Source organism: Microbacterium sp. NPDC079356 (genome assembly GCF_049545465.1).
GTDB lineage: Bacteria > Actinomycetota > Actinomycetes > Actinomycetales > Microbacteriaceae > Microbacterium > Microbacterium gawkjiense.
Genome location: NZ_JBMWDN010000002.1, coordinates 253,002 through 275,728, shown reverse-complemented (window position 1 = coordinate 275,728; position 22,727 = coordinate 253,002). Strand labels below are relative to the sequence as shown.

General features: G+C 71.7%; 19 protein-coding genes and 1 pseudogene. 12 read left to right on the top strand and 8 right to left on the bottom strand.

From position 1 onward, the window contains the following. Positions 1-77 precede the first annotated feature (77 nt). Positions 78-854, top strand: a pseudogene (locus ACPEH0_RS06145) (aldo/keto reductase); the annotation flags it as partial. A gap of 20 nt (positions 855-874) precedes the next feature. On the opposite strand, the gene ACPEH0_RS06140 reads toward ACPEH0_RS06145, so the two are convergent. Then, entirely contained in the window at positions 875-2,044 is a 1,170-nt protein-coding gene (locus ACPEH0_RS06140) for an RtcB family protein (RefSeq protein ID WP_366213794.1), read from the bottom strand. A 408-nt stretch (positions 2,045-2,452) separates the two neighbouring features. Further along, a complete protein-coding gene (locus tag ACPEH0_RS06135; RefSeq protein ID WP_366213795.1) occupies positions 2,453-3,241 on the bottom strand; it encodes a siderophore-interacting protein in 789 nt (262 codons plus the stop codon). 110 nt (positions 3,242-3,351) lie between these two features. Here ACPEH0_RS06135 and ACPEH0_RS06130 point away from each other — a divergent pair, with 110 nt between their 5' ends. The 4 genes from ACPEH0_RS06130 to ACPEH0_RS06115 are packed head-to-tail and all read left to right on the top strand — an operon-like array spanning position 3,352 to position 7,082. Further along, a complete protein-coding gene (locus tag ACPEH0_RS06130; RefSeq protein ID WP_366213796.1) occupies positions 3,352-4,338 on the top strand; it encodes a siderophore ABC transporter substrate-binding protein in 987 nt (328 codons plus the stop codon). Further along, complete coding sequence (locus ACPEH0_RS06125; RefSeq protein WP_366213797.1) at positions 4,335-5,324, top strand: ABC transporter permease; 990 nt, start codon at positions 4,335-4,337, stop codon at positions 5,322-5,324. Before ACPEH0_RS06130 ends, ACPEH0_RS06125 begins: the two co-directional genes overlap by 4 nt. Further along, positions 5,317-6,330, top strand: coding sequence for an iron chelate uptake ABC transporter family permease subunit (locus tag ACPEH0_RS06120; protein WP_366213798.1), 1,014 nt, complete (start codon positions 5,317-5,319; stop codon positions 6,328-6,330). Before ACPEH0_RS06125 ends, ACPEH0_RS06120 begins: the two co-directional genes overlap by 8 nt. After that, positions 6,327-7,082 carry an ABC transporter ATP-binding protein gene (locus tag ACPEH0_RS06115; protein ID WP_363378903.1) on the top strand — a complete coding sequence of 252 codons (756 nt, stop codon included), beginning with the start codon at positions 6,327-6,329 and terminating at the stop codon, positions 7,080-7,082. The genes ACPEH0_RS06120 and ACPEH0_RS06115 overlap by 4 nt, the downstream gene beginning before the upstream one ends. Here ACPEH0_RS06115 and ACPEH0_RS06110 read toward each other — a convergent pair. From ACPEH0_RS06110 to ACPEH0_RS06100, 3 genes are all read right to left on the bottom strand, one after another. Then, a complete protein-coding gene (locus tag ACPEH0_RS06110; RefSeq protein WP_064003883.1) occupies positions 7,079-7,291 on the bottom strand; it encodes a hypothetical protein in 213 nt (70 codons plus the stop codon). The two genes, ACPEH0_RS06115 and ACPEH0_RS06110, sit on opposite strands and share 4 nt — an antisense overlap. A 24-nt stretch (positions 7,292-7,315) precedes the next feature. Then, positions 7,316-8,251 carry a DNA-3-methyladenine glycosylase family protein gene (locus tag ACPEH0_RS06105; RefSeq protein WP_217529961.1) on the bottom strand — a complete coding sequence of 312 codons (936 nt, stop codon included), beginning with the start codon at positions 8,249-8,251 and terminating at the stop codon, positions 7,316-7,318. Between the two features lie 70 nt (positions 8,252-8,321). Then, positions 8,322-9,047, bottom strand: coding sequence for a winged helix-turn-helix domain-containing protein (locus ACPEH0_RS06100; protein ID WP_217529269.1), 726 nt, complete (start codon positions 9,045-9,047; stop codon positions 8,322-8,324). Between the two features lie 423 nt (positions 9,048-9,470). Here ACPEH0_RS06100 and ACPEH0_RS06095 point away from each other — a divergent pair, with 423 nt between their 5' ends. Further along, positions 9,471-9,770, top strand: coding sequence for a GNAT family N-acetyltransferase (locus ACPEH0_RS06095; RefSeq protein WP_217529267.1), 300 nt, complete (start codon positions 9,471-9,473; stop codon positions 9,768-9,770). Between the two features lie 4 nt (positions 9,771-9,774). On the opposite strand, the gene ACPEH0_RS06090 is transcribed toward ACPEH0_RS06095, so the two are convergent. Next, positions 9,775-10,107 carry a hypothetical protein gene (locus ACPEH0_RS06090; RefSeq protein WP_217529264.1) on the bottom strand — a complete coding sequence of 111 codons (333 nt, stop codon included), beginning with the start codon at positions 10,105-10,107 and terminating at the stop codon, positions 9,775-9,777. Positions 10,108-10,226: 119 nt separating this feature from the next. Between ACPEH0_RS06090 and ACPEH0_RS06085 the strand changes: the two genes are divergently transcribed. From ACPEH0_RS06085 to ACPEH0_RS06065, 5 genes are all read left to right on the top strand, one after another. Next, entirely contained in the window at positions 10,227-10,484 is a 258-nt protein-coding gene (locus ACPEH0_RS06085; protein WP_423719427.1) for a hypothetical protein, read from the top strand. 83 nt (positions 10,485-10,567) lie between these two features. Beyond that, entirely contained in the window at positions 10,568-12,049 is a 1,482-nt protein-coding gene (locus ACPEH0_RS06080; protein ID WP_423719426.1) for an MFS transporter, read from the top strand. Positions 12,050-12,104: 55 nt separating this feature from the next. Further along, on the top strand, positions 12,105-13,253 hold the full coding sequence (locus tag ACPEH0_RS06075) for an exonuclease SbcCD subunit D (RefSeq protein WP_366213801.1): 1,149 nt from the start codon (positions 12,105-12,107) through the stop codon (positions 13,251-13,253). Then, complete coding sequence (locus ACPEH0_RS06070) at positions 13,250-16,252, top strand: SMC family ATPase (RefSeq protein ID WP_366213802.1); 3,003 nt, start codon at positions 13,250-13,252, stop codon at positions 16,250-16,252. The genes ACPEH0_RS06075 and ACPEH0_RS06070 overlap by 4 nt, the downstream gene beginning before the upstream one ends. 25 nt (positions 16,253-16,277) lie before the next feature. Further along, the gene (locus ACPEH0_RS06065) at positions 16,278-16,457 is read left to right on the top strand and encodes a hypothetical protein (protein ID WP_366213803.1); all 180 of its coding nucleotides are present in this window, start codon (positions 16,278-16,280) and stop codon (positions 16,455-16,457) included. Between the two features lie 12 nt (positions 16,458-16,469). Here the strand turns inward: ACPEH0_RS06065 and ACPEH0_RS06060 are convergent, their stop codons facing one another. Both ACPEH0_RS06060 and ACPEH0_RS06055 read right to left on the bottom strand, forming a co-directional pair. After that, positions 16,470-17,027 carry a nucleosidase gene (locus ACPEH0_RS06060; RefSeq protein ID WP_366213804.1) on the bottom strand — a complete coding sequence of 186 codons (558 nt, stop codon included), beginning with the start codon at positions 17,025-17,027 and terminating at the stop codon, positions 16,470-16,472. Between the two features lie 23 nt (positions 17,028-17,050). Continuing rightward, a complete protein-coding gene (locus ACPEH0_RS06055) occupies positions 17,051-19,117 on the bottom strand; it encodes an NAD(+) synthase (protein ID WP_217530601.1) in 2,067 nt (688 codons plus the stop codon). 100 nt (positions 19,118-19,217) lie between these two features. Between ACPEH0_RS06055 and ACPEH0_RS06050 the strand changes: the two genes are divergently transcribed. Beyond that, positions 19,218-22,721, top strand: a complete 3,504-nt coding sequence (locus ACPEH0_RS06050) for a TM0106 family RecB-like putative nuclease (RefSeq protein ID WP_366213805.1) — start codon at positions 19,218-19,220, stop codon at positions 22,719-22,721. The last annotated feature ends 6 nt before the right edge of the window (positions 22,722-22,727 follow it).

The following is a 22,727-nucleotide window of genomic DNA, read 5'->3' as shown; positions in this document are numbered from 1 at the left end:
GCCGTCCGGAGACCTCCGTTCGGGTTATCCCCCGGAGTCGCTGCCCTCGGGTGCGGGATCCGGCGTACGGTGGCGGAATGGTCAGCATCCCCACCGTCTCTCTGAACGACGGCACCGCGTTCCCGCAGCTCGGTCTCGGCACGTACAACCTCCGCGGCGAGGACGGCACGAATGCCATCGTCGCGGCGATCGAGGGCGGGTACCGCCTGCTCGACTCGGCCGTGAACTACGAGAACGAGCGCGAGGTCGGCGAGGCCGTGCGGCAGAGCGGCATCCGTGACGACCTCATCGTCACGACGAAGGTCCCCGGACGCGACCACGGGTACGACGAGACGCGTCGCAGCGCCGAGGGCTCGCTCGAACGCCTCGGACTCGACCGCATCGACCTGTACCTCATTCACTGGCCCAACCCGAGCGTCGACAAGTACGTCGACACCTACCGTGCGATGGTCGACCTGCAGAAGGAGGGTCGCGTCGGATCGGTCGGCGTCTCGAACTTCACCGAGCCCATGCTCGCCCGCATCATCGAGGCGACCGGTGTCGTTCCCGCCGTGAACCAGGTCGAGCTGCACCCGTACTTTCCGCAGGCGCACCTGCGCGCGTTCCACGCGTCGCAGGGGATCCGCACCGAGAGCTGGAGCCCGCTCGCGCGGCGCTCCGAATTGTTGAGCGAGCAGATCGTGCTCGACGTCGCCGCCGCCCACGGGGTGACGCCGACGCAGGCGGTGCTGCGCTGGCACGTGCAGCTCGGCAGCACCCCGATCCCGAAGTCCGCCGATCCCGTCCGCCAGATCGAGAACGCCGACGTCTTCGGTTTCTCGCTCACGGACGACGAGGTGGCGGCGATCTCGGCGCCGCCCGGAGAGAGCGCCGGTCAGTCGCCCTTCACGTTGACGAGCTGGCGCAGCGTGTGCCGGATCTCGACGAGGTCGGCCGCGTCGGCCATGACCCGGTCGATCGGCTTGTACGCCTGCGGGATCTCGTCGATGAACGCGTCCGTGTCACGGAACTCGATGCCCGACATGGCTTCCCGCAGCTGCTCGTGCGTGAACGTCCGACGGGCTGCCGACCGCGAGTACTCCCGCCCTGCGCCGTGCGGTGAGGAGTTCAGCGAGAGCGGGTTGCCGAGTCCGGAGACGACGTACGAGGCCGTGCCCATCGACCCCGGGATGAGCCCGGGCCGTCCCTTGTCCGCCTGGATGGCGCCCTTCCGCGACACCCACACCTCCTTGCCGAAGTGCTTCTCGCGCTCGGTGAAGTTGTGGTGGCAGTTGATCCGCTCGTGCTCGACGACGTCCTCTCCCATCACCTCGGAGAGTTGCCGCGAGACCCGGTCCATCATCTCCTCCCGGTTGAGGAGGGCGAAGCGCTGGGCCCACCGCAGCTGGCGGATGTACTCCCAGAACTCGTCCGTCCCCTCTACGAGGTAGGCGAGGTCGCGATCGGGCAGGTCGATCCACCACTGCGTCGCCAGCCGCTGCGCGACGGCGATGTGATGCGTGGCGATCTTGTTGCCGACGCCCCGCGAGCCGGAATGCAGGAACATCCACACCGCGTCGGTCTCGTCGACCGAGATCTCGATGAAGTGGTTCCCCGACCCGAGCGACCCGAGCTGGTTCCGCCAGTGCCCTGCGTAGGATGCCGGGTCGAACCCGTTCTTCGCAGCGAGCTCCTCCAGCTCGGCGACGCGCGGCTCGGCGGTGGCGACGATCTTGCGGTTGTCGCGGCCTGCCGACAGCGGGACCGCGCGTTCGATCTGCTCCCGCAGGCCCGCGAGGTCGCGCTCCACGAGCTGCGCCTTCGTGAACTGCGTGCGGACGGCGATCATGCCGCATCCGATGTCGACGCCGACGGCCGCCGGCATGATGGCGCCCAGCGTCGGGATGACCGAGCCGACGGTCGCCCCCTTGCCGAGGTGCGCATCCGGCATGAGCGCCAGGTGCGGGTGGATGAACGGCATGCGTGACGAGGTGCGAGCCTGTTCGACGGTCTTGTCGTCGATGATGCTCGCCCACGACAGCAGCCTGTTCGTGAGCTTCTCCATGGTTCCTTTCCTTCGTGGAGGGCCCGGGAGCCTTCGTGTGGAGAGGAACACACGAGAAGACGCCCCGGACCTGTGCGGTGCGGGGCGTCGGACGGTGATGGCGTCAGACGGCGCGCGCCGGAGGGTACGGCTCGTAGCGGAACGGGACCTTGGTCTCGTTCCGCTGGAGCAGATCACGCTGCTGCGTGGTCATGGCGTCCTCCGGGTTCTCGCCGTGCCGGTCGGCACAGCCCTGCTACGTTAGCGGCCCGGGCGTGTCGCGTCAAAGGTCGATCGTGCGCATGCCTGCGACGTGTGGCAGGGTGGCCGCATGGACCGTCGCTCCCGCGTGGGGTAGGTCTTGAGCGCGGTAGCCCCAGCATCCGTCACGGAGGCTGACCGCCCCGCACGTGCTCACCGTGGGCGTCGTCAGTGGGGCGCGTGGTACTCGGCCTCGCCGCTCTTCCAGTATCCCTTCACGACCACCTGGTCGGATGCCAGGCCCCACCGCTCGAGCAGCAGGCGTCGCCCGGACTTCACGATCCCCTGTTCGGCGGCGACGAAGCCGAACACGTCGCCGTCGGGGCGATCCTGCTCCGCGAAGCGGTCGAGTTCGGCGGCGAGGGCCACACCCGGGAACGCGTCGCCACGGTGCACGAAGCCGACGTCCACCCCGCGCGGCGCCGCCACCGGCAGCTCGTGGGCGGCATCCGTCACCTCGATGAGGATGCGGCCGACCGCGTCCGCGTCCATCAGCCCGGCGAACCGACGGATCGCGGGCACGGCGGTCTCGTCGCCGGCGAGGAACCAGGCGTCGGGACGGCCCGCGATCACTATCGAGCCGCGAGGCCCACCGACCCCGATCGTCGAGCCGAGGGGAGCGGATGCCGCCCACGGCGCCGCGATGCCTTGGTCCCCATGCACGGCGAACTCGACCTCGAGCCATCCGGCCTCGGCATCCCACGCCAGCGGCGTGTACTCGCGGCTGGGTGACTGTCGGATCGCGTCGAGGTCGACGGCGGACTCGGCGGGGAAGAACAGGCGCATGTGATCGTCGCTGCCGAGCGACGTGAAACCGCGCAGGTCGTCACCCTCGAGCCGGACGCGCACGTACGTCGATGTCTCCCACGTCCGTGCCGCGAGGGCGGCGCGGCGGAAGCGGAGGTCGAGCGGCTGTCGCTCCAGCCGGAAAGAGGGGGCGGATTTGACGAAGCTCACACAGGTAAGGCTAACCTAAAAACTGCCTGGCACTCGCCGGCGATCCCCTTCCGACCGACGGCGCCAGCGTGCTCATACACGCCCGCTCCGTCGACGACAGGAGCAGTCACATGCGCAGCATCCGTCCCCTGACCGCCACTCCGCTGGTCGCCCTTGCGGCACTCGCCCTTGCGGGGTGCGCCGGCACCGCCGCCGACGCCGAGCCGGCCGTCGAGACCGACACCGAGACGGTCACCGTCGAGGACAACCACGGCGAGCAGACCGTCACCACCCCGCCGCAGCGGGTCGTCGCCACCGACAACCGCACGATCTCGATGCTCGACTCCTGGGGGGTCCCGGTCGTCGGGGCGCCGCTCGAAATCTTCCCCGACGGTCTGTCGTTCAAGGACGACCCCGCCGTCGCGAACCTCGGCAACCACAACGAACCCGACCTCGAGGCGGTCGTGGCCGCCGACCCCGACCTCATCGTCAACGGGCAGCGCTTCTCGAGCTACTACGCCGACTTCGAGACGCTCGTCCCAGACGCCACCATCGTCGAGCTCGATCCGCGCGACGGTGAGCCTCTCGATGAGGAGCTGCGTCGCCAGGTCACGACCCTCGGCGAGATCTTCGGCAAGCAGGAGGAGGCCGCCGCCCTCGTCGCCGACTTCGACGCTGCCATCGAACGGGTCCTGGCCGCCTACGACGACAGCGAGACCGTCATGGGTGTGATCACGTCCGGAGGTGAGATCAACTACGCCGCGCCGACCACGGGTCGCACGCTCGGACCCGTCTACGACATCCTCGGGCTGACGCCGGCGCTGGAGTCCGACGGCTCGACCGATCACCAGGGCGACGACATCTCGGTCGAAGCGCTCGCCGCCGCAGACCCCGACTGGTTCCTGGTGATGGATCGGGATGCCGCGGTCAGCGTCAACACCGATGAGGCCTACACCCCGGCGAACGACATCCTCGCCGGATCCGAAGCGCTGCAGAACGTGACCGCCGTCCGCGAGGGCAACATCGTCTACATGCCGCAGGGCACCTACCTGAACGAGGGGATCGAGACGTACACGACGTTCTTCGAGGACCTCGCGGACGCCCTCGAGAGCCGGTGACCCTCACTCTCGAGCACCCGGTGAACAGGCGCCCGCGCGGGCGCCTGTTCACCTGGCAGCTTCTGCTCGGCGCTGTCGTCGTCGCCGGGCTCGTGGCGCTCTCCCTCTTCGTCGGCGTCTACGACGTGATCGGCGAGGAGGATGGCGCGGAGATGTTCGCGATCACGCGCATCCCTCGGACCGTCGGCCTCGTCCTCGCCGGCGCAGCGCTCGCCATGTGCGGACTGGTCATGCAGCTGCTGACCCAGAACCGGTTCGTCGAACCGACCACCACCGGGACCACCGAGTGGGCGGGCCTGGGACTCCTGCTGGTCATGCTGCTCGTCCCCGACGCGCCCCTTGTGGTGCGCATGATCGGCGCTGTCGCGATGGCCTTCGTCGGGACCATGCTCTTCTTCCTGTTCCTGCGCCGGGTCATGTTGACCTCCTCGATCATCGTGCCGATCGTGGGGATGATGCTCGGCGCTGTCGTGGGCGCGGTCTCGACCTTCCTCGCGCTGTCGACGAACCTGCTGCAGAGCATGGCGATCTGGTTCACGGGCTCGTTCACCTCCGTCCTCCGGGGGCAGTACGAACCGCTGTGGATCGTGCTCGTCGTCGTCATCGCCGTCTTCATCGCGGCCGACCGCTTCACGATCGCCGGGCTCGGCGAGGACGTCGCGACCAACGTCGGACTGGACTACCGGCGCATCGTTCTGCTGGGCACGGTGCTCATCGCCCTCGCCGCCGGCGTCGTCACCGTCGTCGTCGGCAACCTGCCCTTCCTCGGACTCATCGTCCCGAACGTCGTCTCGCTGATCCGGGGGGATGATCTGCGGTCGAACCTCCCGTGGGTCGCGCTCGGCGGCATCGCACTGATCACTGCCTGCGACATCCTCGCCCGCGTCGTCAACGCACCCTTCGAAGTACCCGTCTCGCTGATCCTCGCGATGGTCGGCGCCGTCGTGTTCATCGGCCTTCTGCTGAGGCAGCGTCGCCGTGGCTGAGGTCGTCGCCCTCTCCGGTGCCTTCCCGACGGCGACCCGCGCGCGCCGCTACGCCGTGACCGTGGCGGTGCTCTGTGTCCTCGCCGTGGCGGTGGCGGCCGGCATTCTGCTCTGGGACAACCCTGCCTCCACGGGCAGCGACGGCTTCTGGCGCATCGCACAGTTGCGCGTCACGAGTGTGATCGTGATCGCGATCGTCGCCGTGTGCCAGGGGATCGCCACCATCACCTTCCAGACCGTCACCGCGAACCGCATCGTCACGCCGTCGATCATGGGCTTCGAGTCCCTCTACACCGCGATCTCGACGGCGGCGATCTTCTTCTTCGGGGCCGCCGGTGCGCTCCTCGTGCAGGGGCCCGGTCCCTACCTGCTGCAGGTCGCGGCCATGCTCGCTTTCTCGGGAGCCCTGTATGGATGGCTGCTGTCGGGGCGCTATGCCAACGTGCAGATCATGCTCCTCGTGGGCATCATCCTCGGAGGCGCGCTCGCCGCCTTCTCGACGTTCCTGCAACGGTTGCTGACGCCCACCGAGTTCGACCTGCTGACGGCGCGACTGATCGGCAGCGTCGCGAACGCCGACGCGACCGACCTCCCCATCGCGCTGCCGCTCGTCGTCACCGCCGGTGGCCTCCTGGCCTTCGGTGGCGGGCGACTCAACCTCCTCGGCCTGGGGCGCGAGGTCGCGCTGAGCCTCGGGTCGTCCCAGCGGCGCGACTCGATCCTGGCCCTCCTGCTCGTCTCGGTTCTGATGGCCGTGTCGACCTCGCTCATCGGTCCGATGACGTTCTTCGGATTCCTCGTCGCGATGCTCACGTATCAGCTGGCCGACACCTTCGACCATCGGCGGATGTTCGCCCTCTCCGGACTCGTCGGCTTCGTCGTGCTCGGCGGCGCCTACGTCGTGCTCAAGCACGTCTTCTACGCCGCCGGCTCGGTCGGGATCATCGTCGAGATCGTCGGCGGCACGCTCTTCCTCATCCACCTGCTCCGAAAGGGACGCCTGTGATCTCGCTCACCGCCGTCGAGAAGCGCTACAGCACCGAGGTCGCGATCGGCCCGGTCACCCTCGACCTGCCCGCCGGCGGCATCACCGCCCTCATCGGACCCAACGGCGCCGGGAAGTCGACGCTCCTCACGATGGTCGGACGCCTCCTCGCCGCAGACAAGGGATCGATCTCGGTAGGCGGACACGACGTCGCCGCGACGAAGTCCCGTGAGCTCGCGAAGGTCATCGCGATCCTGCGGCAGGAGAACCATTTCGTCACCCGGCTCACGGTGCGTCAGCTCGTCGGCTTCGGACGCTATCCGCACTCGCAGGGTCGCCTCACCGTCGTCGACGAGGAGATCATCGATCGGTCGATCGACTTCCTCGGCCTGCGCGGGCTGGAAGGCAGGTACCTCGATGAGCTCTCGGGCGGACAGCGCCAACGGGCGTACGTCGCGATGGTCCTCGCGCAGGACACCGAGTACGTCCTGCTCGACGAGCCGCTCAACAACCTCGACATCCAGCATGCCGTGCAGATGATGAGCCACCTGCAGCGGGCGGCGACCGAGCTCGGACGCACGATCGTCGTCGTCCTGCACGACATCAACTTCGCCGGCCACTACGCCGACCGCGTCTGCGCGATGAAGGACGGCCGGGTCGCCGCCTTCGGCACGCCGGGCGAGATCATCCGCGCCGACGTGCTCACCGACATCTTCGAGACACCGGTCGATGTCGTGGATGGCCCGCGCGGGCCCCTCGCCGTCTACTACTAGAGCTGCGCGCCGTCGTCGTCGCGGTCGTAGATGCCCTCGTTGCGCCCGCGGCGCGACTCGTAGGCGATGAGCCAGCCGATCGAGATCGCGGCGGCCAGGACGAGGCCGATCCACACGTTCTGCAGGATCAGTCCGAACAGGATGCCGCCGACGAACAGCAGCACCGTGCCGATCACCCAGAACCGTCGTCCCCGCTGCCGCTGCGCCATGCGCCCAGCCTACGGGCGGGGTCCTCAGCGGGCCCGGTGATCCTCCGGCGCGAGGCGCGGACCGCGCCGCGGCTCCACGACGCCGCTCGCGCCGATCAGGCGGATCACCCGCTGCCGGTGGCCCTTCCACGGTTCGAGCAGCTCCCGCATCCCGTCGTCGTCGACGCGAGATCCGGTCAGCGCGTACCCGACCTGGTGGGCGACGTGATAGTCCCCGAAGCTCACGGCGTCGGGGTCGCCGAAGGCGCGGATGCGGGTCTCGGCGCTCGTCCAGACGCCGACGCCGGTCAGGCTCGTGAACACCCGGTCGCGTTCGTCGCCCGTGGTCGCCGCGACGGCGGCGCGTTCGATCGAGGTGCGGCGGCGGGCGGCATCCACGATCGTTCGGGACTGCGGTGGCTCGAGCCCCGCACGATGCCACGACCAGCTCGGGATCATGCGCCAGTCCGCCGGCGGCGCGTACATCGGCCGCGGCGTCGGGCCGGGGGCGGGCTCGCCGTGGCGCGTCAGGATCCAGCGCCACGCGCCGAACGCCTGCAGCCCCGTCACCTTCTGCTCGAAGACACTGCTCGCGAGCGCGTCGAAGACGAGGTCGGTGGCGCCGATCCGCAGGTCGGGTCGCCTATGGTGGGTCGCCGCGATGAGCGGATGCCGCGACGCGTCGAACCCCTCGGGGTCGTCGTCCGCGCCGCACAGCCGCGGCAACTGATTCAGCGTCCACGCCGCGCCGGGACCCCACGCCGCCGCACGCACCGTCCGGAGCCCGGGCCGGATCGCGATCGTGGCGATGCCCTCCGGTGTCCGCGTCGCGCGCCAGATCACGCCGTCGACCGTGGTCTGCGACGGGTCGTGCGCGCCCCGCTGTTGATAGCGGATCGCGCCCGCCGCATCGGTCGGGACCTTCGGTCGGTACTCGGCCTCGAGCGGCTTCACCGACGAGGGCGGCGGCGGATGCGGCATCCGTTCGCGCAGTCCCGTCCTCATGCCGACACCCTACGTCCGGGTGCTGACAGCGCACCCGGCGCGGCGGTCAGAAGCGGTCGGGCGAAGGGGTGCCGTGGCCGTAGCGGATGACGACGTCGGCGTGGCGGTCGAACCGGTAGCCGATGCCGCGCACGGTGCGGACGATGTCCTCGTAGCGGCCGAGCTTCGAGCGCAGGCGGCGCACGTGCACGTCGATCGTGCGCTCGCCGGGAGCGTCGTCGCCGTCGGCGTGGCTCCACAGCGACGAGACGAGCTCGGTGCGCTCGATCGTGCGGCCTTCGCGCAGCACGAGGTACTGCAGCAGCTCGAACTCCTTGAACGTGAGCGCGGCGGTCTCACCGTCGATGTGCACGCGACGACGGGAGATGTCGATCGTGACGCCACCGGGGACGTGCTCGTCGAGCGGCTCCTCGGGCTTCGTGCGGGCCACGGCGGCCGGCTCGTGCAGCGCGAGCCGTACGACGTCGACGTCGCGGCCGCCGGCGCCGACGGGGGCGAGGGCGACGGTCGCGTGCGTCTCGGCGGAGGGCGCGAGCTCGGCGATGGTGCGGCGGAGCGCGTCGACGATGACCGAGAGGCTGACGCCGTCGGCGGCGGCCTTCAGCTCGTCGAGGCCGACGTAGAGGGCGAAGCCGCGCGGCGCGGTGCCGGCGGGCAGTCCGCTCGCGGACGGCGCGGGGCGGGGAGCGGCGGGACGGGCCGGCGCGATGTCCTCGACGGCGCGGAGGTGGCGGGGGGCGGTGGGAGCGGAGAGGAGAGCGGAGGTCGACATGGCGATGTCCTTCGAAGGGGGAACCCGGAGCGGGACGCGGGTTCGGGAGTGTTGCGCGGATGGCCTCACTGGGGCCGATGTGCGAGGCCACCGGCATCCGCGTTGTGGGCGGAGGAGCCGGAGCCTCGGGGGTCGGACGACGCCGTGTTCAGAAACGGCGGCGCGACCCGGCGGGGATCACCGTGTCAGCGACACATTCGGCAACACATGACAGCACGCTGCGGCATCATGATGCCGGCAGTTCCGTTCGCCTCCCGGGCGGACAGAGTGCGTGCGAAGTCAGTCATGTGGCCGATTATGACGAAGCGCGTCGCCATGTGTCAAACCGCCCGCCCCGGGCGACGTCCGCATGACGGAATGTGACAGATTGCTCAATCCGCTGGGCGTTGTCCGCACGTCGCCGGATCGGCGTAGCGTGATCGCATGAGCGACCTGATCTTCACCGATGAGAAGGATGCCGCGCGCTACACCCTGCACCGCGGCAAAGACCTCGTCAGCGCCCTCGACTACAACGACGACGGCCGCACCGTGGCCCTCACGCGCGCCTACACGATCCCCACGTTCCGGGGGTCGGGCTACGCCGGCGAGCTGGTGCGCCGCGCGGTCGACGACCTCGAGCGACGCGGCGACCGTCGTGTCATCCCGGTCTGCTGGTACGTCGCCGACTGGTTCGAGGCGAACCCCGGCCACGAGACGCTCCTGCAGGAGCGTCGCACCGCCTGAGTGATCAGGCCTCGCCGGGTCGTGGATCGCGGATCCGCCACCCGACCCGCTCGAGTGCGCCCTTCAGGCGGTCGGCCGCGGCCCGTGCGACCTCGCCCGACTCGTCTGAGCACACGTCGACCGCGAGGGGCGGCGGATCGCCGAACTTCGGGATCTGCACCTCGGCCCATGCCCCCGGCGACAGGCTGACGCGCGGGTAGGCGGTGCGCGCATGCTCGACGACACCGTCGCACGCGAACGCGATCGTCTCGAGGGCATCCGGCTTCGCGATCGGCAGATCGACGACGAGGGTCACCACGAAGGGCCCTCCCGCCGTGTCGCGCCCGTGTCCCGACATCCTGCTCCCTTTCCGTGTCCTCCTCGTTCGTAGCCGTCCCGCGGCGACGAGGTCAAGCCCGTCGACGGCGACGCCGCCGCACCGGACGATGGCTGCACCAGATGACGGAGGAGACGGCCATGGAACACGACGCGGACGACCGGACGAGCGAGGCCGCCCCGGTCGGCGGCTGGTCGGAGGACGAGTCCTCCATCATCGCCGCAGGCGCGGTGACGAACGAGGAGAAGGAACAGCAGGATGCCGCCGACCGCGGTCGCGGCGAGGGTGCGCCCATGCCGGATGCCGCCCCCGACCCGTTCGTCGAGAGCGCCGAGATCCAGCAGGGGCTCGACCCCGATGTGCTGACCGACGAGCAGGCGGAGCGTCGCGCCGAGTGACCCTGGTGGCGGGGGCGGGCGCGCCGCGGCATCCTGAGTGCGCCCGCCTCGGGCCACCGCCGGGCCGGTAGCGTGGGACGGTCATGACGTCCCCTGCCACCGCCAGCATCCCCCTCTCCTCCTCGCAGCGCTGGCGGGCCTTCTGGGTCTGCGTCTCGGTGGCGGCGTTCACGATTCTCGACCTCAGCAAGGTCAACGTCGGTCTCCCGGCGATCGAGGCGTCGCTGGGCGCGACGTCCACGCAGCTGCAGCTGGTGGTCTCGGGCTACATCCTCACGTTCGGGCTCGCGCTCGTGCCCTTCGGCCGGCTCGGCGACCAGCGGTCCCGCAAGGTGCTGTTCATCGTCGGGCTGAGCCTGTTCACCGTGACGAGCGCGGTCTGCGCGCTCGCCCCGAGCATCGAGGTGCTCATGGCCGCGCGGCTCGTCCAGGGCATCGCCGCGGGCATCCAGATGCCGCAGGTCATGGGCACGATCCAGCAGCTCTTCACCGGCAAGGAGCGCGGCCGCGCGTTCGATTTGTTCGGCGCGACGATCGGCATCGCGACGGCTTTCGGGCCGACGCTCGGCGGACTCATGATCGCGATCGGCGGCGAGACCGACGGCTGGCGCGGCATCTTCTGGTTCAACGTGCCGCTGTGCCTGCTCGTGCTCGCCGGGGTGATCTGGATCCTGCCGCAGACCCGTCAGGCCAGCGGCCGGCCCCTCCAGCTCGACCCCGTCGGCATCGTGCTCTTCGGCCTGATGATCGTTTCGCTGATGTGGCCGTTCCTGTTCACGACCGGCTCACCCGAGGACGACCCGAACCGGTGGTGGCTGCTGACCGCGTTCGTCCTGTTCGCGGCACTGTTCTTCTGGTGGGAGCGGCGGTACGCGGCATCCGGTCGTCAGCCCCTCATCCCGTTCCGGATGTTCCGCATCCGGTCGTTCCGCAACGGCACGCTCGTGGTCGTCGCCTACTTCACGGCGATCCCGCCCATGTTCCGGCTCGGCACGCTGTTCCTGCAGCTCGGGGTGGGCCTCGAGCCGGTGTTCGCCGGCATGGTCTCCATCGGATTCGCCGTCGCGAGCGCGGCGAGCTCGTACTACGGCGGTCTGCTCGTGAACCGACTCGGCCGGCAGCTCGTGACGATCGGGCTCGTGACGGTGCTCGTGAGCGTCGTCGCGCTGACCATCGTCGCCTACACGATGCCACGCGAGACCGTCGCCTACGGCATGGCCGCGGCGCTGCTCGTCGCCGGGGCGGGCGGCGGGCTCGTCGTCTCGCCCAACCAGACGTTGACGCTGTCCGAGATCGCCGTGCGCGAGGGCGGCCTCGCCGGCTCGGTCGGACAGCTCGGGCAGCGCGTCGGGACGGCGGTGGGCACGGCGATCGGTCTGTCGCTGTTCTACGCGTCGATCTACCGCGAGAAGGATGCCGGGCTCGACTCCCTCGCGGTGTACCACGACGCGTACGCCTACGGCATGGCCGCGGTCGGCGTCTTCCTGGCGATCGCGACGCTCGTCTCGGTCGTCGACCTCATCGGGCTGCGACGCCGCGGCACCCTCGTCCCGGGCACCGACTGACGCGGTCCCGGCACGCCTCGGGGGCGATGTCCGAGGCCCGATCTACCGTGTGAGCATGCGCATCCTGCACACCTCCGACTGGCACATCGGGCGGACCTTCCACGGTCACTCCACGCTCGACGCCCTCCGCGGCGTGCTCGACGAGCTGACCGCCCAGGTGCGCGCGCACGACGTCGACGTCGTCATCGTCGCGGGCGACGTGTTCGACTCCGCGACTCCCGCCGCCGCGTGCTACACCCTGCTCTCCGACGCGCTCCGCGGCATCGCCGACGCCGGCGCCCGGGTCGTCGTCACGAGCGGCAACCACGACTCCGCCGCGCGGCTGGGTTTCCAGGCGGGGCTGCTGCGCGACGGCATCCACGTCCTGACCGATCCGGATGCCGTCGGCACCCCGCTCACGATCGACGACGCCCACGGGCCGGTGCACTTCTACGGCATCCCGTACCTCGAGCCCGCGCTGCTGCGGCACCGGTGGGAGGGGGTCCGCACCCAGGCCGCGGTCCTCGGCCGGGCGATGGACCTCGTCCGCGCCGACCTCGCCGAGCGGGGTGGCCGCTCGGTGGCGATCGCGCACTGCTTCGCTGCGGGCGTCGAGCCGACGCCGCACCTCGAGCGCGACATCCAGCAGGGCGGGCTCGACGTGGTGCCGCTGTCGACCTTCGACGGGGTCGACTACATGGCGCTGGGACACATCCACGGCCGTCAGCGACTGGCCGAGAACGTCCGCTACGCCGGGGCGCCGCTGCACTACAGCTTCGGCGAGGGCGACAAGCCCCGCGGGTCGTGGCTCGTCGACCTCGACGCCGACGGACTCTCGACCGTCGAGTGGCTGGCGCTGCCGGTGCCGCGCGGGCTCGTGACCCTCCGCGGCCCGTTCGCCGACATCCTGGCGGACGAGGCGTACGCCGACGCCGAGGACGCCTGGGTGTGCGTCGAGTACACCGACGACCTCCCCGAAGCCGACCCGCTGCGTCGTCTGCAGCAGCGCTTCCCGTTCTGCGCCAAGGTCGTGCACGCCCCCGCCGTGGTGCGACAGGGCGACCGGCAGAGCTACGTCGAGCGGGTGCGCGCGGCGCGCACCGACCGCGAGCTCGTCGAGGCCTTCCTCTCGCACGTGCGCGAGGGTCAGGGGGCGACCGAGCGCGAGGCCGAGATCCTCGAGGACGTGCTCGACGAGCGGGTGCGCCAGGAGGCGCTCGCGTGAAGCTGCATCGCCTCGAACTGACCGGCTTCGGGCCGTTCCGCGAGCGCCAGAGCGTCGACTTCGACGCGTTCGACGACGACGGACTCTTCCTCATCTCGGGGCGGACCGGCGCCGGCAAGTCCAGCATCCTCGACGGGGTCAGCTTCGCGCTCTACGGCTCGGTGCCCCGGTACGACGGCGGCGACCGCCGGCTGCGCAGCGACCACAGCTTCCTGACCGACCCGACCGAGGTGCGGCTCGAGTTCACCGTCGGCGGCACGCGGTGGCGCGTCACGCGTGCGCCGGAGTACGAGCGTCCCGCCAAACGCGGCGGCGGTCTCACCCTCGAGCCGGCGCGTGCCGAACTCGAGGAGTGGGTCGACGGCGCGTGGGTGGGGCGTGCGGCGAAGCAGCGCGAGGTCGGGCTCGCCCTCGACGAGGTGCTCGGGCTCAGCGCGCAGCAGTTCCAGCAGGTGATCCTGCTCGCGCAGAACAAGTTCTCGCGGTTCCTCCTCGCGCCCAATGCCGAGCGGCAGCAGCTGTTGCGCACCCTGTTCGGCACGCGGCGGTTCGAGGCCTACAAGGAGGCACTCGAGGAGCGCCGCCGCGACGCGCAGAAGCGGCTCGACGAGAGCAGCACCCGCGTCCGGACGCTGCTCGACGTCGCCGAGCGCGAGATCACCGAGCACGGACTCCATCCCGCCGACGGCGGCGAGCCGCCGGCCGAGGCGGACGTGATCGCGCGGACGTCTGCGGTCGAGCGCGCGCTCGTCCGGGCGGAGTACCGGGTCGAGGCCCGCGGCAACGAACGAGCGCTCGCGACCACACGCGCCGACGCCGCGGTCGCCGAACACCGACGACTCGTCGAGGTCGCCCGGCGGCTCGCCGACCTGCAGACGGCGCGGGACGACCTCGCCGCCCGCGAGGCGGAGACCCCCGAGGTCGCTGCCCTCCGCGCCCGGGTCGAGCGGGCCCGCGCCGCCGATGCGCTGCGGGCTCCCGTCGAATCTGCCGTCCGTGCCGCGGGCGAATGGTCCGCCGCGCAGGAATCGCGCCGTGCGGCCGAGGCCGAGTGGGTCGCTGCGGGCGGCTCCGCGGACGACGACCTGCCCGCCGTGATCGAGGACCTCACCGGCCGCATCGCCCGCGCGCAGGCCGCCGCCGAGGAAGAGCGGGATGCCGCGGCCCTCGCCGACGCGCAGCGGCTGCGCCGCGAGGAGCTGGCCGAGGTCGACGCGGCACTCGACGCCCTCGACGCCGCGCTCGCCGCCGTGCCCGAGCGCCGCCAGCGCGTGGCGACCGACCTCGCCGAGGCCCGTGCCGTCGCGGGCCGGCACGACGACCTCGCCGCAGCGCGGGCCGAGCTCGCCTCCCGCCTCGACGCGGCACGGTCCCTCGAACGATTGACGCCCAGCGCCGCGGCCGCCGACGCGGCCTACGCCGAGGCCAACGCACGATCCGCGGCGGCCTCCGCGCACGTGGGCGAGCTGCTCCGCCGCCGCCTGCGGGGGTACGCGGGCGAGCTCGCGGCATCGCTTGTCGACGGCGAGCCGTGCGCCGTCTGCGGCGCCACCGCGCACCCCCGACTCGCGGCGCTCGACACCGCGCACGTCACCGACGACGACCTCGCCGCCGCCGAGCGCGCCCGCGACGACGCCGCCGCCGCGGAGCGGGATGCCGCGCAGGCGGCCACCGCCGCGCGGGAGGCCGTTGCGGCCGCCGCGGCCGCCGCCGGCGAGCGGGACGTCGACGCCCTCGCGACCGCGCTGGCCGACCTCGACGCCGAGCTCACCGCGGCCCGCGCCGCCCGTGACCGTCTCGACGGCCTCGAGAAGGCCGCCGCCGAGATCGATGCGCTCGAGGCCGCCGCCCAGGGCGAGGCGGTGCAGCTGCGACAGCGCGCCGGCGCACTCCGTGAGGAGATCGCCGCGGCCGAGGGCACGCTCGCCTCGGCACGGCGGGCCGTCGACGCGGCCCGGGGCGAGTACGACAGCGTCGCCGCGCGGATCGCGGCGGACGACGGCCACCGTCGGCTCGCCGGTCGTCTGCTCGAGGCCCGACGCCACGAGCAGACGCGTCGCGAGGCCGCGGACGCCGCCGATCGCGACCGCGACGAACGCCTCGCGGACTCCGCGTTCGCCGGCCCGGCCGACGTCCTCGACGCGCTCCTTGCCGCCGCCGAGCTGACCCGGCTCTCGGAGCGCATCGACGCGCACGCCGCCGCCCTCGCCGCCGCGAAGGCACGCGCGTTCGAGCTCGAGCTCGCCGCCGTCGACGAGACCCTCGACCCCGGGGCGGTCGAGGCCGCAGCGGATGCGGCTGCGGCGGCCGACGAGGCGCGCACCGCCGCCATCGCCGCTGAGGCCGATGCCGCGGGTGTCGTGACGGGGCTGCGCGACCTCCTCCAGCGCATCGAGACGGCCATCGGTGCCGTCGCGACGCAGGCCGAGGAGGCCGCGGCGGTCACACGTCTGGCCGACACCGTCGCGGGCCGCGCGCCGAACACGATGAAGATGGACCTCGAGACGTTCGTGCTGGCTGCGGAGCTCGAGGAGATCGTCGCCGCCGCGAACCTCCGGCTCGCCGAGATGTCGTCGGGCCGGTACACGCTGCGGCACTCCGACGCGAAGCAGGCCCGGGGCGCGGCATCCGGTCTGTCCATCGAGGTCCTCGACGCGCACACCGGTCGACTCCGCTCGCCGCAGTCGCTGTCGGGCGGCGAGACCTTCCTCGCCTCCCTCGCCCTCGCGCTCGGCCTGGCGGAAGTGGTCACCTCGCGCGCCGGCGGCATCCGGCTCGACACCCTGTTCATCGACGAGGGGTTCGGCTCGCTCGACCCCGAGACCCTCGAGCTCGCGATGCGCACGCTCGACGAGCTGCGCGCCGGTGGGCGGGTCGTGGGGGTCATCAGCCACGTCGAGGCGATGAAGGACCAGATCCCCGCGCAACTCGTCGTCGAGGCGACACCGGAAGGACCCAGCGTCGTGCGGCAGGAGGCGCTGAGCCCTGCCGCCGGATGAGCGCCACGCCCCCTAGGCTGGAACCATGAAGAAGGGCATGATGTGGACGGTCCTGGGCGTCATCGTCGCGATCGTCATCGCGTGGATCGTCGTCGACGTCGTGCTGAAGCTCGTCTTCTTTGCGGCGAAGCTGGTCGTCGTGGCGATCGTCGCGCTCATCGTCTTCTTCGTGCTGCGCTCGCTCTTCGCGCGCCGCGACGCCTGACGACCGCGGGGCTCAGACGCCGTAGAGCTCGGTGATGCGCTCGCGCAGCTGGACGCTGCACGCGGCGACGGCCTCCCGCCAGTCGGTGATCGCGTCGTCCTGCGCGCTGTCGGACACGGCCTTCAGCACCCGGATCGGGACGCCGAACTGCTGCGCCACCCAGATGTACGCGTAGGCCTCCATGTCGACCAGCGTGCCGCCGAGGGAGCGGATCGCCTCGACCGTGTCGGCGTCGTCGACGAAGTGGTCGCCCGTGGCGATCGTCGTCCCCTCGCGGCCCGCGATCGACACCGTCGTCGGGAGCGACACGTGCTGACCGGCGATGCCGTCGACGTCCGACACGTCGTGCTGCAGTGCGGTGGTCACATCGTGCACGCCGACGGCGGCGGCATCCACCGAACCCGCCGTCCCCACGACGACGATCTCGTCGTAGCCGGCCCGGTCGAGCGCGCGCGTCAGGGCGTACGTCGCCTGCAGCTTGCCGGGGCCCGTCACGAGCCGGTCGAAGCCGGGGAGCTCCTCGGGGAAGGCGACGAGTTCGGAATCGAGAGCGGCGACGAGGAGCTTCACCGATCCATCATCCCATCCGGCGATCAGTCCGAAGGGCGGGGGAAGGCGGCATCCAGCTCGGCGAGCCAGGCCGCGGCGTTCCCGTCGGACGGCGCCCGCCAGTCGCCGCGCGGCGACAGCGAGCCCGCGGGCGACACCTTCGGCGCGTTCGGCACCGCGCTGCGCTTGAACTGCGCGAAGCCGAAGTAGCGCTGCAGGAACACCCGCAGCCAGCGCACGATCGTCTCGCGGTCGAAGGCGTACCGCTCGTCCTCGGGGAAGCCCGGCGGCCACGCCCCGGCATCCGCGTCCGCCCAGGCCTGCTCGGCCAGGAACACGATCTTCGAGGGGCGGAACCCGTAGCGCAGCACGTGGAACAGGGTGAAGTCGTGCAGCGCGTACGGTCCGATGGTGCTCTCGGTCGACTGCACCTTGCCGTCGGCGTCCGCCGGCACCAGCTCGGGGCTGATCTCGGTGTCGAGGACGGCCTGCAGCACCTCCTTCGCCCGGTCGGTGAGGGTCGTGCCGGATTCGTCGCTGTGCGCGATGACCCACCGGATGAGGTGCTGGATGAGGGTCTTCGGCACGCCGGCGTTGACGCCGTAGTGCGCCATGTGGTCGCCGACGCCGTAGGTCGCCCACCCGAGGGCGAGCTCGGAGAGGTCGGAGGTGCCGATGACGATGCCGCCGCGCTGGTTCGCGAGGCGGAACAGGAAGTCGGTGCGGGCGCCCGCCTGCACGTTCTCGAACGTCACGTCGTACACCGGCTCGCCCTTCGCGAAGGGGTGACCGAGGCCGGCCAGCAGCTCGGTCGCCATCGGCCGGATGTCGATCGTCTCGATCGTCGCGCCGATCGCCTCGGCGAGGGCGATCGCGTTCGACTTCGTGTGGTCGCCGGTCGCGAAGCCCGGCATCGTGAAGGCGAGGATGTCGCTGCGGGGACGTCCCATGCGGTCCATCGCGCGGGCGGTGACGAGCAGCGCATGCGTCGAGTCGAGACCGCCCGAGACCCCGATGACGGGCTTCGGCTGTCCGATCGCCCGCAGGCGCTGCTCGAGGCCGGACACCTGGATGTTGAACGCCTCGTAGCAGTCGAGGTCGAGTCGGGCGGGGTCGTCGGGGACGAACGGGAACCGGTCCAGGGGGCGGCGCAGGCCCCGGACCGACGCCGACGGGGCGACGGTGAAGGGGATGCGGCGCACCTGCGCCCCGGTCGTGCGCAGGTTGTCTTCGAAGGTGCCCTGGCGCAGCCGGTCCTGGCGCAGCCGGTCGAGGTCGACGTCGGCGATGGCCCGACGCGGACCGTCGGGGAAGCGCTCGGTCTCAGCGAGGAGGGTGCCGTTCTCGTAGATGATCGTCTGCCCGTCCCACGAGACGTCGTTGGTCGACTCGCCCTGTCCGGCGGCGGCGTAGACGTAGGCGGCCAGGCACCGGAAGGACTGCGACTGCACGAGGATGCGGCGGTCCTCGGCACGGGCGATCGTGATCGGGCTGCCCGAGAGATTGGCGAGCACGGTCGCCCCGGCGAGGGCCGCGTGCGAGGACGGCGGCACGGGCACCCAGAAGTCCTCGCAGATCTCCGCGTGCACGACGAGCCCGGGCACGTCGGTCGCCTCGAACAGCAGGTCGGTGCCGACCGGCACCGCGTCGCCCGCCAGGGTCACGGTCGCGGGCGCGTCATCGCCGCGCGCATACCAGCGCGACTCGTAGAACTCGCGGTAGGTGGGCAGGTGGGACTTGGGGGCGACGCCGAGCACCCGGCCCCGGTGGATGACGACGGCGCAGTTGTAGAGCCGGTTCTCGATCCGCAGGGGCGCGCCGACGATGAGCAGGGGGGAGAGGTCGGCGGATGCCGCGGCGAGCCGCTCGATCGCGACGAGGACCGCGTCGAGGACGACGTCCTGCATCACGAGGTCCTCGATCGCGTATCCGGTGAGGCCCAGCTCGGGGAAGACGGCGACCGCGACGCCGTCGTCGTGGCAGGCGCGCGCGCTCGCCAGGATCGCGTCGGCGTTCGCGGCGGGGTCGGCGATGACGACCGGCACCGTGCACGCCGCGACGCGCGCGTACCCGTGCCGGTACGGGTTCTCGAAGGGCAGGTCCTGGGTCACGCGTCCAGTCTGTCAGGTGGCCCGTCGGCCGCCACGGGGCTTGTGCGCGTGCGGGAGGCGTGTCGGTGACCGCGGATAGTGTCGATTCCGAGAGGGGATCATGCGATACATCGAAGACGACGGCCGGATCGTCTGGAGCGCGAGCGACCTGAAGGCCGCGGCCGAGTGCGAGTTCGCCTGGCTGCGGGCGATCGACGCGAAGCTCGGCCGGATCGCGGCGGTCGAGGACCCCGAGGACCTCACGCTCGAGCGGGCGGGTCGGCTGGGCACGCAGCACGAGCGTCGCGTGTATGAGGCGTACCGTGCCGCGCACCCCGGAGCGGTGGTCGAGATCCCCGAGACGCGATCGTCGGATGCCGCGGGCCTCGCCGCGGCGGTGGCGGCGACGGATGCGGCGCTCGCCGACCCCGCCGTGCACGTCGTCTACCAGGCGGCGTTCTCGACCGACGAGTTCGTCGGATTCGCGGACTTCCTCGTGCGTGCCGACGACGGCCGGTGGATCGTGCAGGACACGAAGCTCGCCCGGCACGCCCGGGTGACCGCTCTCATGCAGCTGGCGGCATACGTGGACCAGCTCGATCGGCTCGGTGTCCCCCGCGCCGACGAGGTGCAGCTGCTGCTGGGTGACGGCACCGTGTCGACCCACGCGGTCCGCGACCTCCTTCCCGTGTTCGGGCTGCGCCGCGCCCGCCTCCGGGCCCTCATCGCCGACCGCGACGTCGCCGCCGGGTCCGCGGGGTCGCCCATCCCGTGGGGCGACGACCGGGGCGACCTGCGCGTCGTGGCGTGCGGACGGTGCGCGACGTGCGACCTCGAGGTCGTCGCGCACCGCGACCTGCTGCTGGTGGCGGGGATGCGGCCGGTCCAGCGCGACCGGCTGCGGGCTGCCGACGTCACGACGATCGACGCGCTCGCCGCCTCCCGCGAGGCACCGCCGCGGATGTCGTGGGACACCTTCTCGGGGCTGCGCACCCAGGCGCGGCTGCAGCTCGAGAGCCCCGCCGGCGGCGTCGACGACGCCCCCGCGCAGACGGGGCCCGCGATCCCGACCTTCGACGTCGTCTTCCCGAAGGCGCTGGGTGCCCTTCCCCGACCCGACCACGGCGACCTGTTCTTCGACTTCGAGGGCGATCCGCTCTACACCGAAGGGGCGGCGGTGCAGTGGGGGATCGACTACCTCTTCGGCTGGGTAGACGAGACCGAGCAGTATTCCGCGCTCTGGGCGCACTCGTTCGCCGACGAGAAGCGGGCGCTCGAGGACTTCCTCGAGTTCGTCGCCGTCCGCCGGCGAGCACACCCGGGCATGCACATCTACCACTACGCCCCCTACGAGCCCACGCACCTGCTCGCGATGGCGGCCCGGCACGGTGTGGGCGAGGCTGCCGTCGACCGGCTGCTGCGCGACGGCGTCTTCGTCGACCTCTACCCGATCGTGCGCCGCGCGCTGCGGGTCGGGTCGCGCTCGTACTCGATCAAGAAGCTCGAGCCGCTGTACATGGGCGACGAGGTCCGCACGAGCGACGTGCAGCGCGGCGACGACTCGATCGTCCGCTACGTCGAGGCGCGGGCGCTGCAGGACGCCGGCGACGACGCGGCGGCCCGTCGCATCCTCGACGACCTCGCCGATTACAACCGGTACGACTGCGTGTCGACGCGGCGCCTGCGCGACTGGCTCGTCGACCGCGCGCGCGAGGCGAACCTCGTGCCCTCCCGCGAGCCGGAGGCGGGCGAGGCGGTGTACGAGCCGTCGCCGCGCGCCGAGGCGCTCTCGCGGTTCGCCGCGGATGCCGAGGACGAGGTCACCGCGCAGGCGCTGCGCCTGGGCGCGGCGGCCATCGACTACTACCCGCGCGAGGCGAAGACCTTCTGGGCGACGCACTTCCTCCGCCTGCGCGAACCGGTGTCGGTCTGGGAGGACACCCGCGACGTCGTCGTCGTCGACCGCGACCGGTGCCGCGTGCTGACGGACTGGCACCGTCCTGAGGGGCTCACGGCCGTCCGCCGGGTCGTCGAGATCCGCGGCGAGTTCGCCCCCGGCACCCGGCTGACGGTGGGGCAGAACCCGTACGCCGTCTACGAGCTGCCGGCGCCGTTCCCGATCGAGACCAGCCCGCGGTGGATCCACGCCGCGCGCTCCGTGTCCGTCATCGACGTCCTCGACGACGGCGTCGTGATCGAGGAGAACGCCTTCCAGGGCTTCACGTGGCAGGAGCTCCCGGTCGCCCTGACACCGCCCGCACCGCCGCGCGCCGGCAGTCAGCAAGCGGCGATCGACGAGTGGGCGGATGCGGTCCTCGCCGCCGCTCCCGCGCTGCCCGCCGATCCCGCCACCGACCTCCTGCTGCGTCGCCCGCCGCGGCGCGAGACACCGCTGCCGCGCACGGGCGACGACGTCGCCGACATCGCGGCGGCGCTCGCCGGCCTCGACGACGGCTACCTCGCCGTGCAGGGTCCGCCCGGCACGGGCAAGACCTATGTCGGATCGCACGTCGTGGCTCGGCTGGTCCGCGAGCGCGGGTTCCGGGTCGGCATCGTCGCGCAGTCGCACAACGTCGTCGAGCACATGCTCGATCGCATCGTCGAGGCGGGGCTGGATGCGGCCCAGGTCGCCAAGGCACCCAAGGGTGCGGCAACAGGGGCCGAGCGCTTCACCGCGATCGCGAAGAACCAGCTCGCGGCCTACATCGGGTCGCAGCCCGCCGGCTTCGTCGTGGGCGGTACGGCGTGGGACCTGACCCACACCGGGCGGGTGGGCCGCCGCTCGCTCGACCTGCTCGTCATCGACGAGGCGGGGCAGTTCTCGCTCGCCTCCACGATCGCCGTCGCCGCCTCCGCTCGCCGTCTGCTCCTGCTCGGCGACCCGCAGCAGTTGCCGCAGGTCAGCCAGGGCACCCACCCCGAGCCGGTCGACACGTCGGCGCTCGGCTGGGTGATGGACGACCACGCGGTGATCCCCGCCGACCGCGGCTACTTCCTCGCGCGCACCCGCCGGATGCGCCCGGAGGTCGCCGAGCCGGTGTCGCAGTTGGCCTACGAGGGGCAGCTCGAGGCGCACCCCGACACAGCGCTGCGCCGCCTCGACGGCGTCCCCGCCGGGGTCGTGCCCGTGCCGCTCGCGCACACCCGCAACGCGACGCAGTCGCCCGAGGAGGCGGACGAGGTCCTGCGGATCGTCCGCGACATCGTCGGCACCCCGTGGACCGACGGCGCGACCTCACGCCCGCTCGGGCCGGAGGACGTCATCGTCGTGACGCCGTACAACGCGCAGCAGGTGCTCGTCGAGGAGGTCCTCACCGCGGCCGGGTTCTCGGGCGTCCGCGTGGGCACGGTCGACCGGTTCCAGGGGCAGGAGGCGGCCGTCGTGATCGTCTCGCTCGCCGCCTCGTCGGGGCGGGATGCGCCACGCGGGCTCGAGTTCCTGCTGCTGCAGAACCGCATCAACGTCGCGGTCTCGCGCGCGATGCACACCGCGTTCGTCGTCTACGGCACCGGCGTGCTCGACGACCTGCCGCGCACCCCCGACGGCGTCGCGCGGCTCAGCGCGTTCGCCCGCCTCGTCGGAGCCACCGGCATCCCATCGGAGGCCGTCGCGGTCCCGCGATAGGCCGCG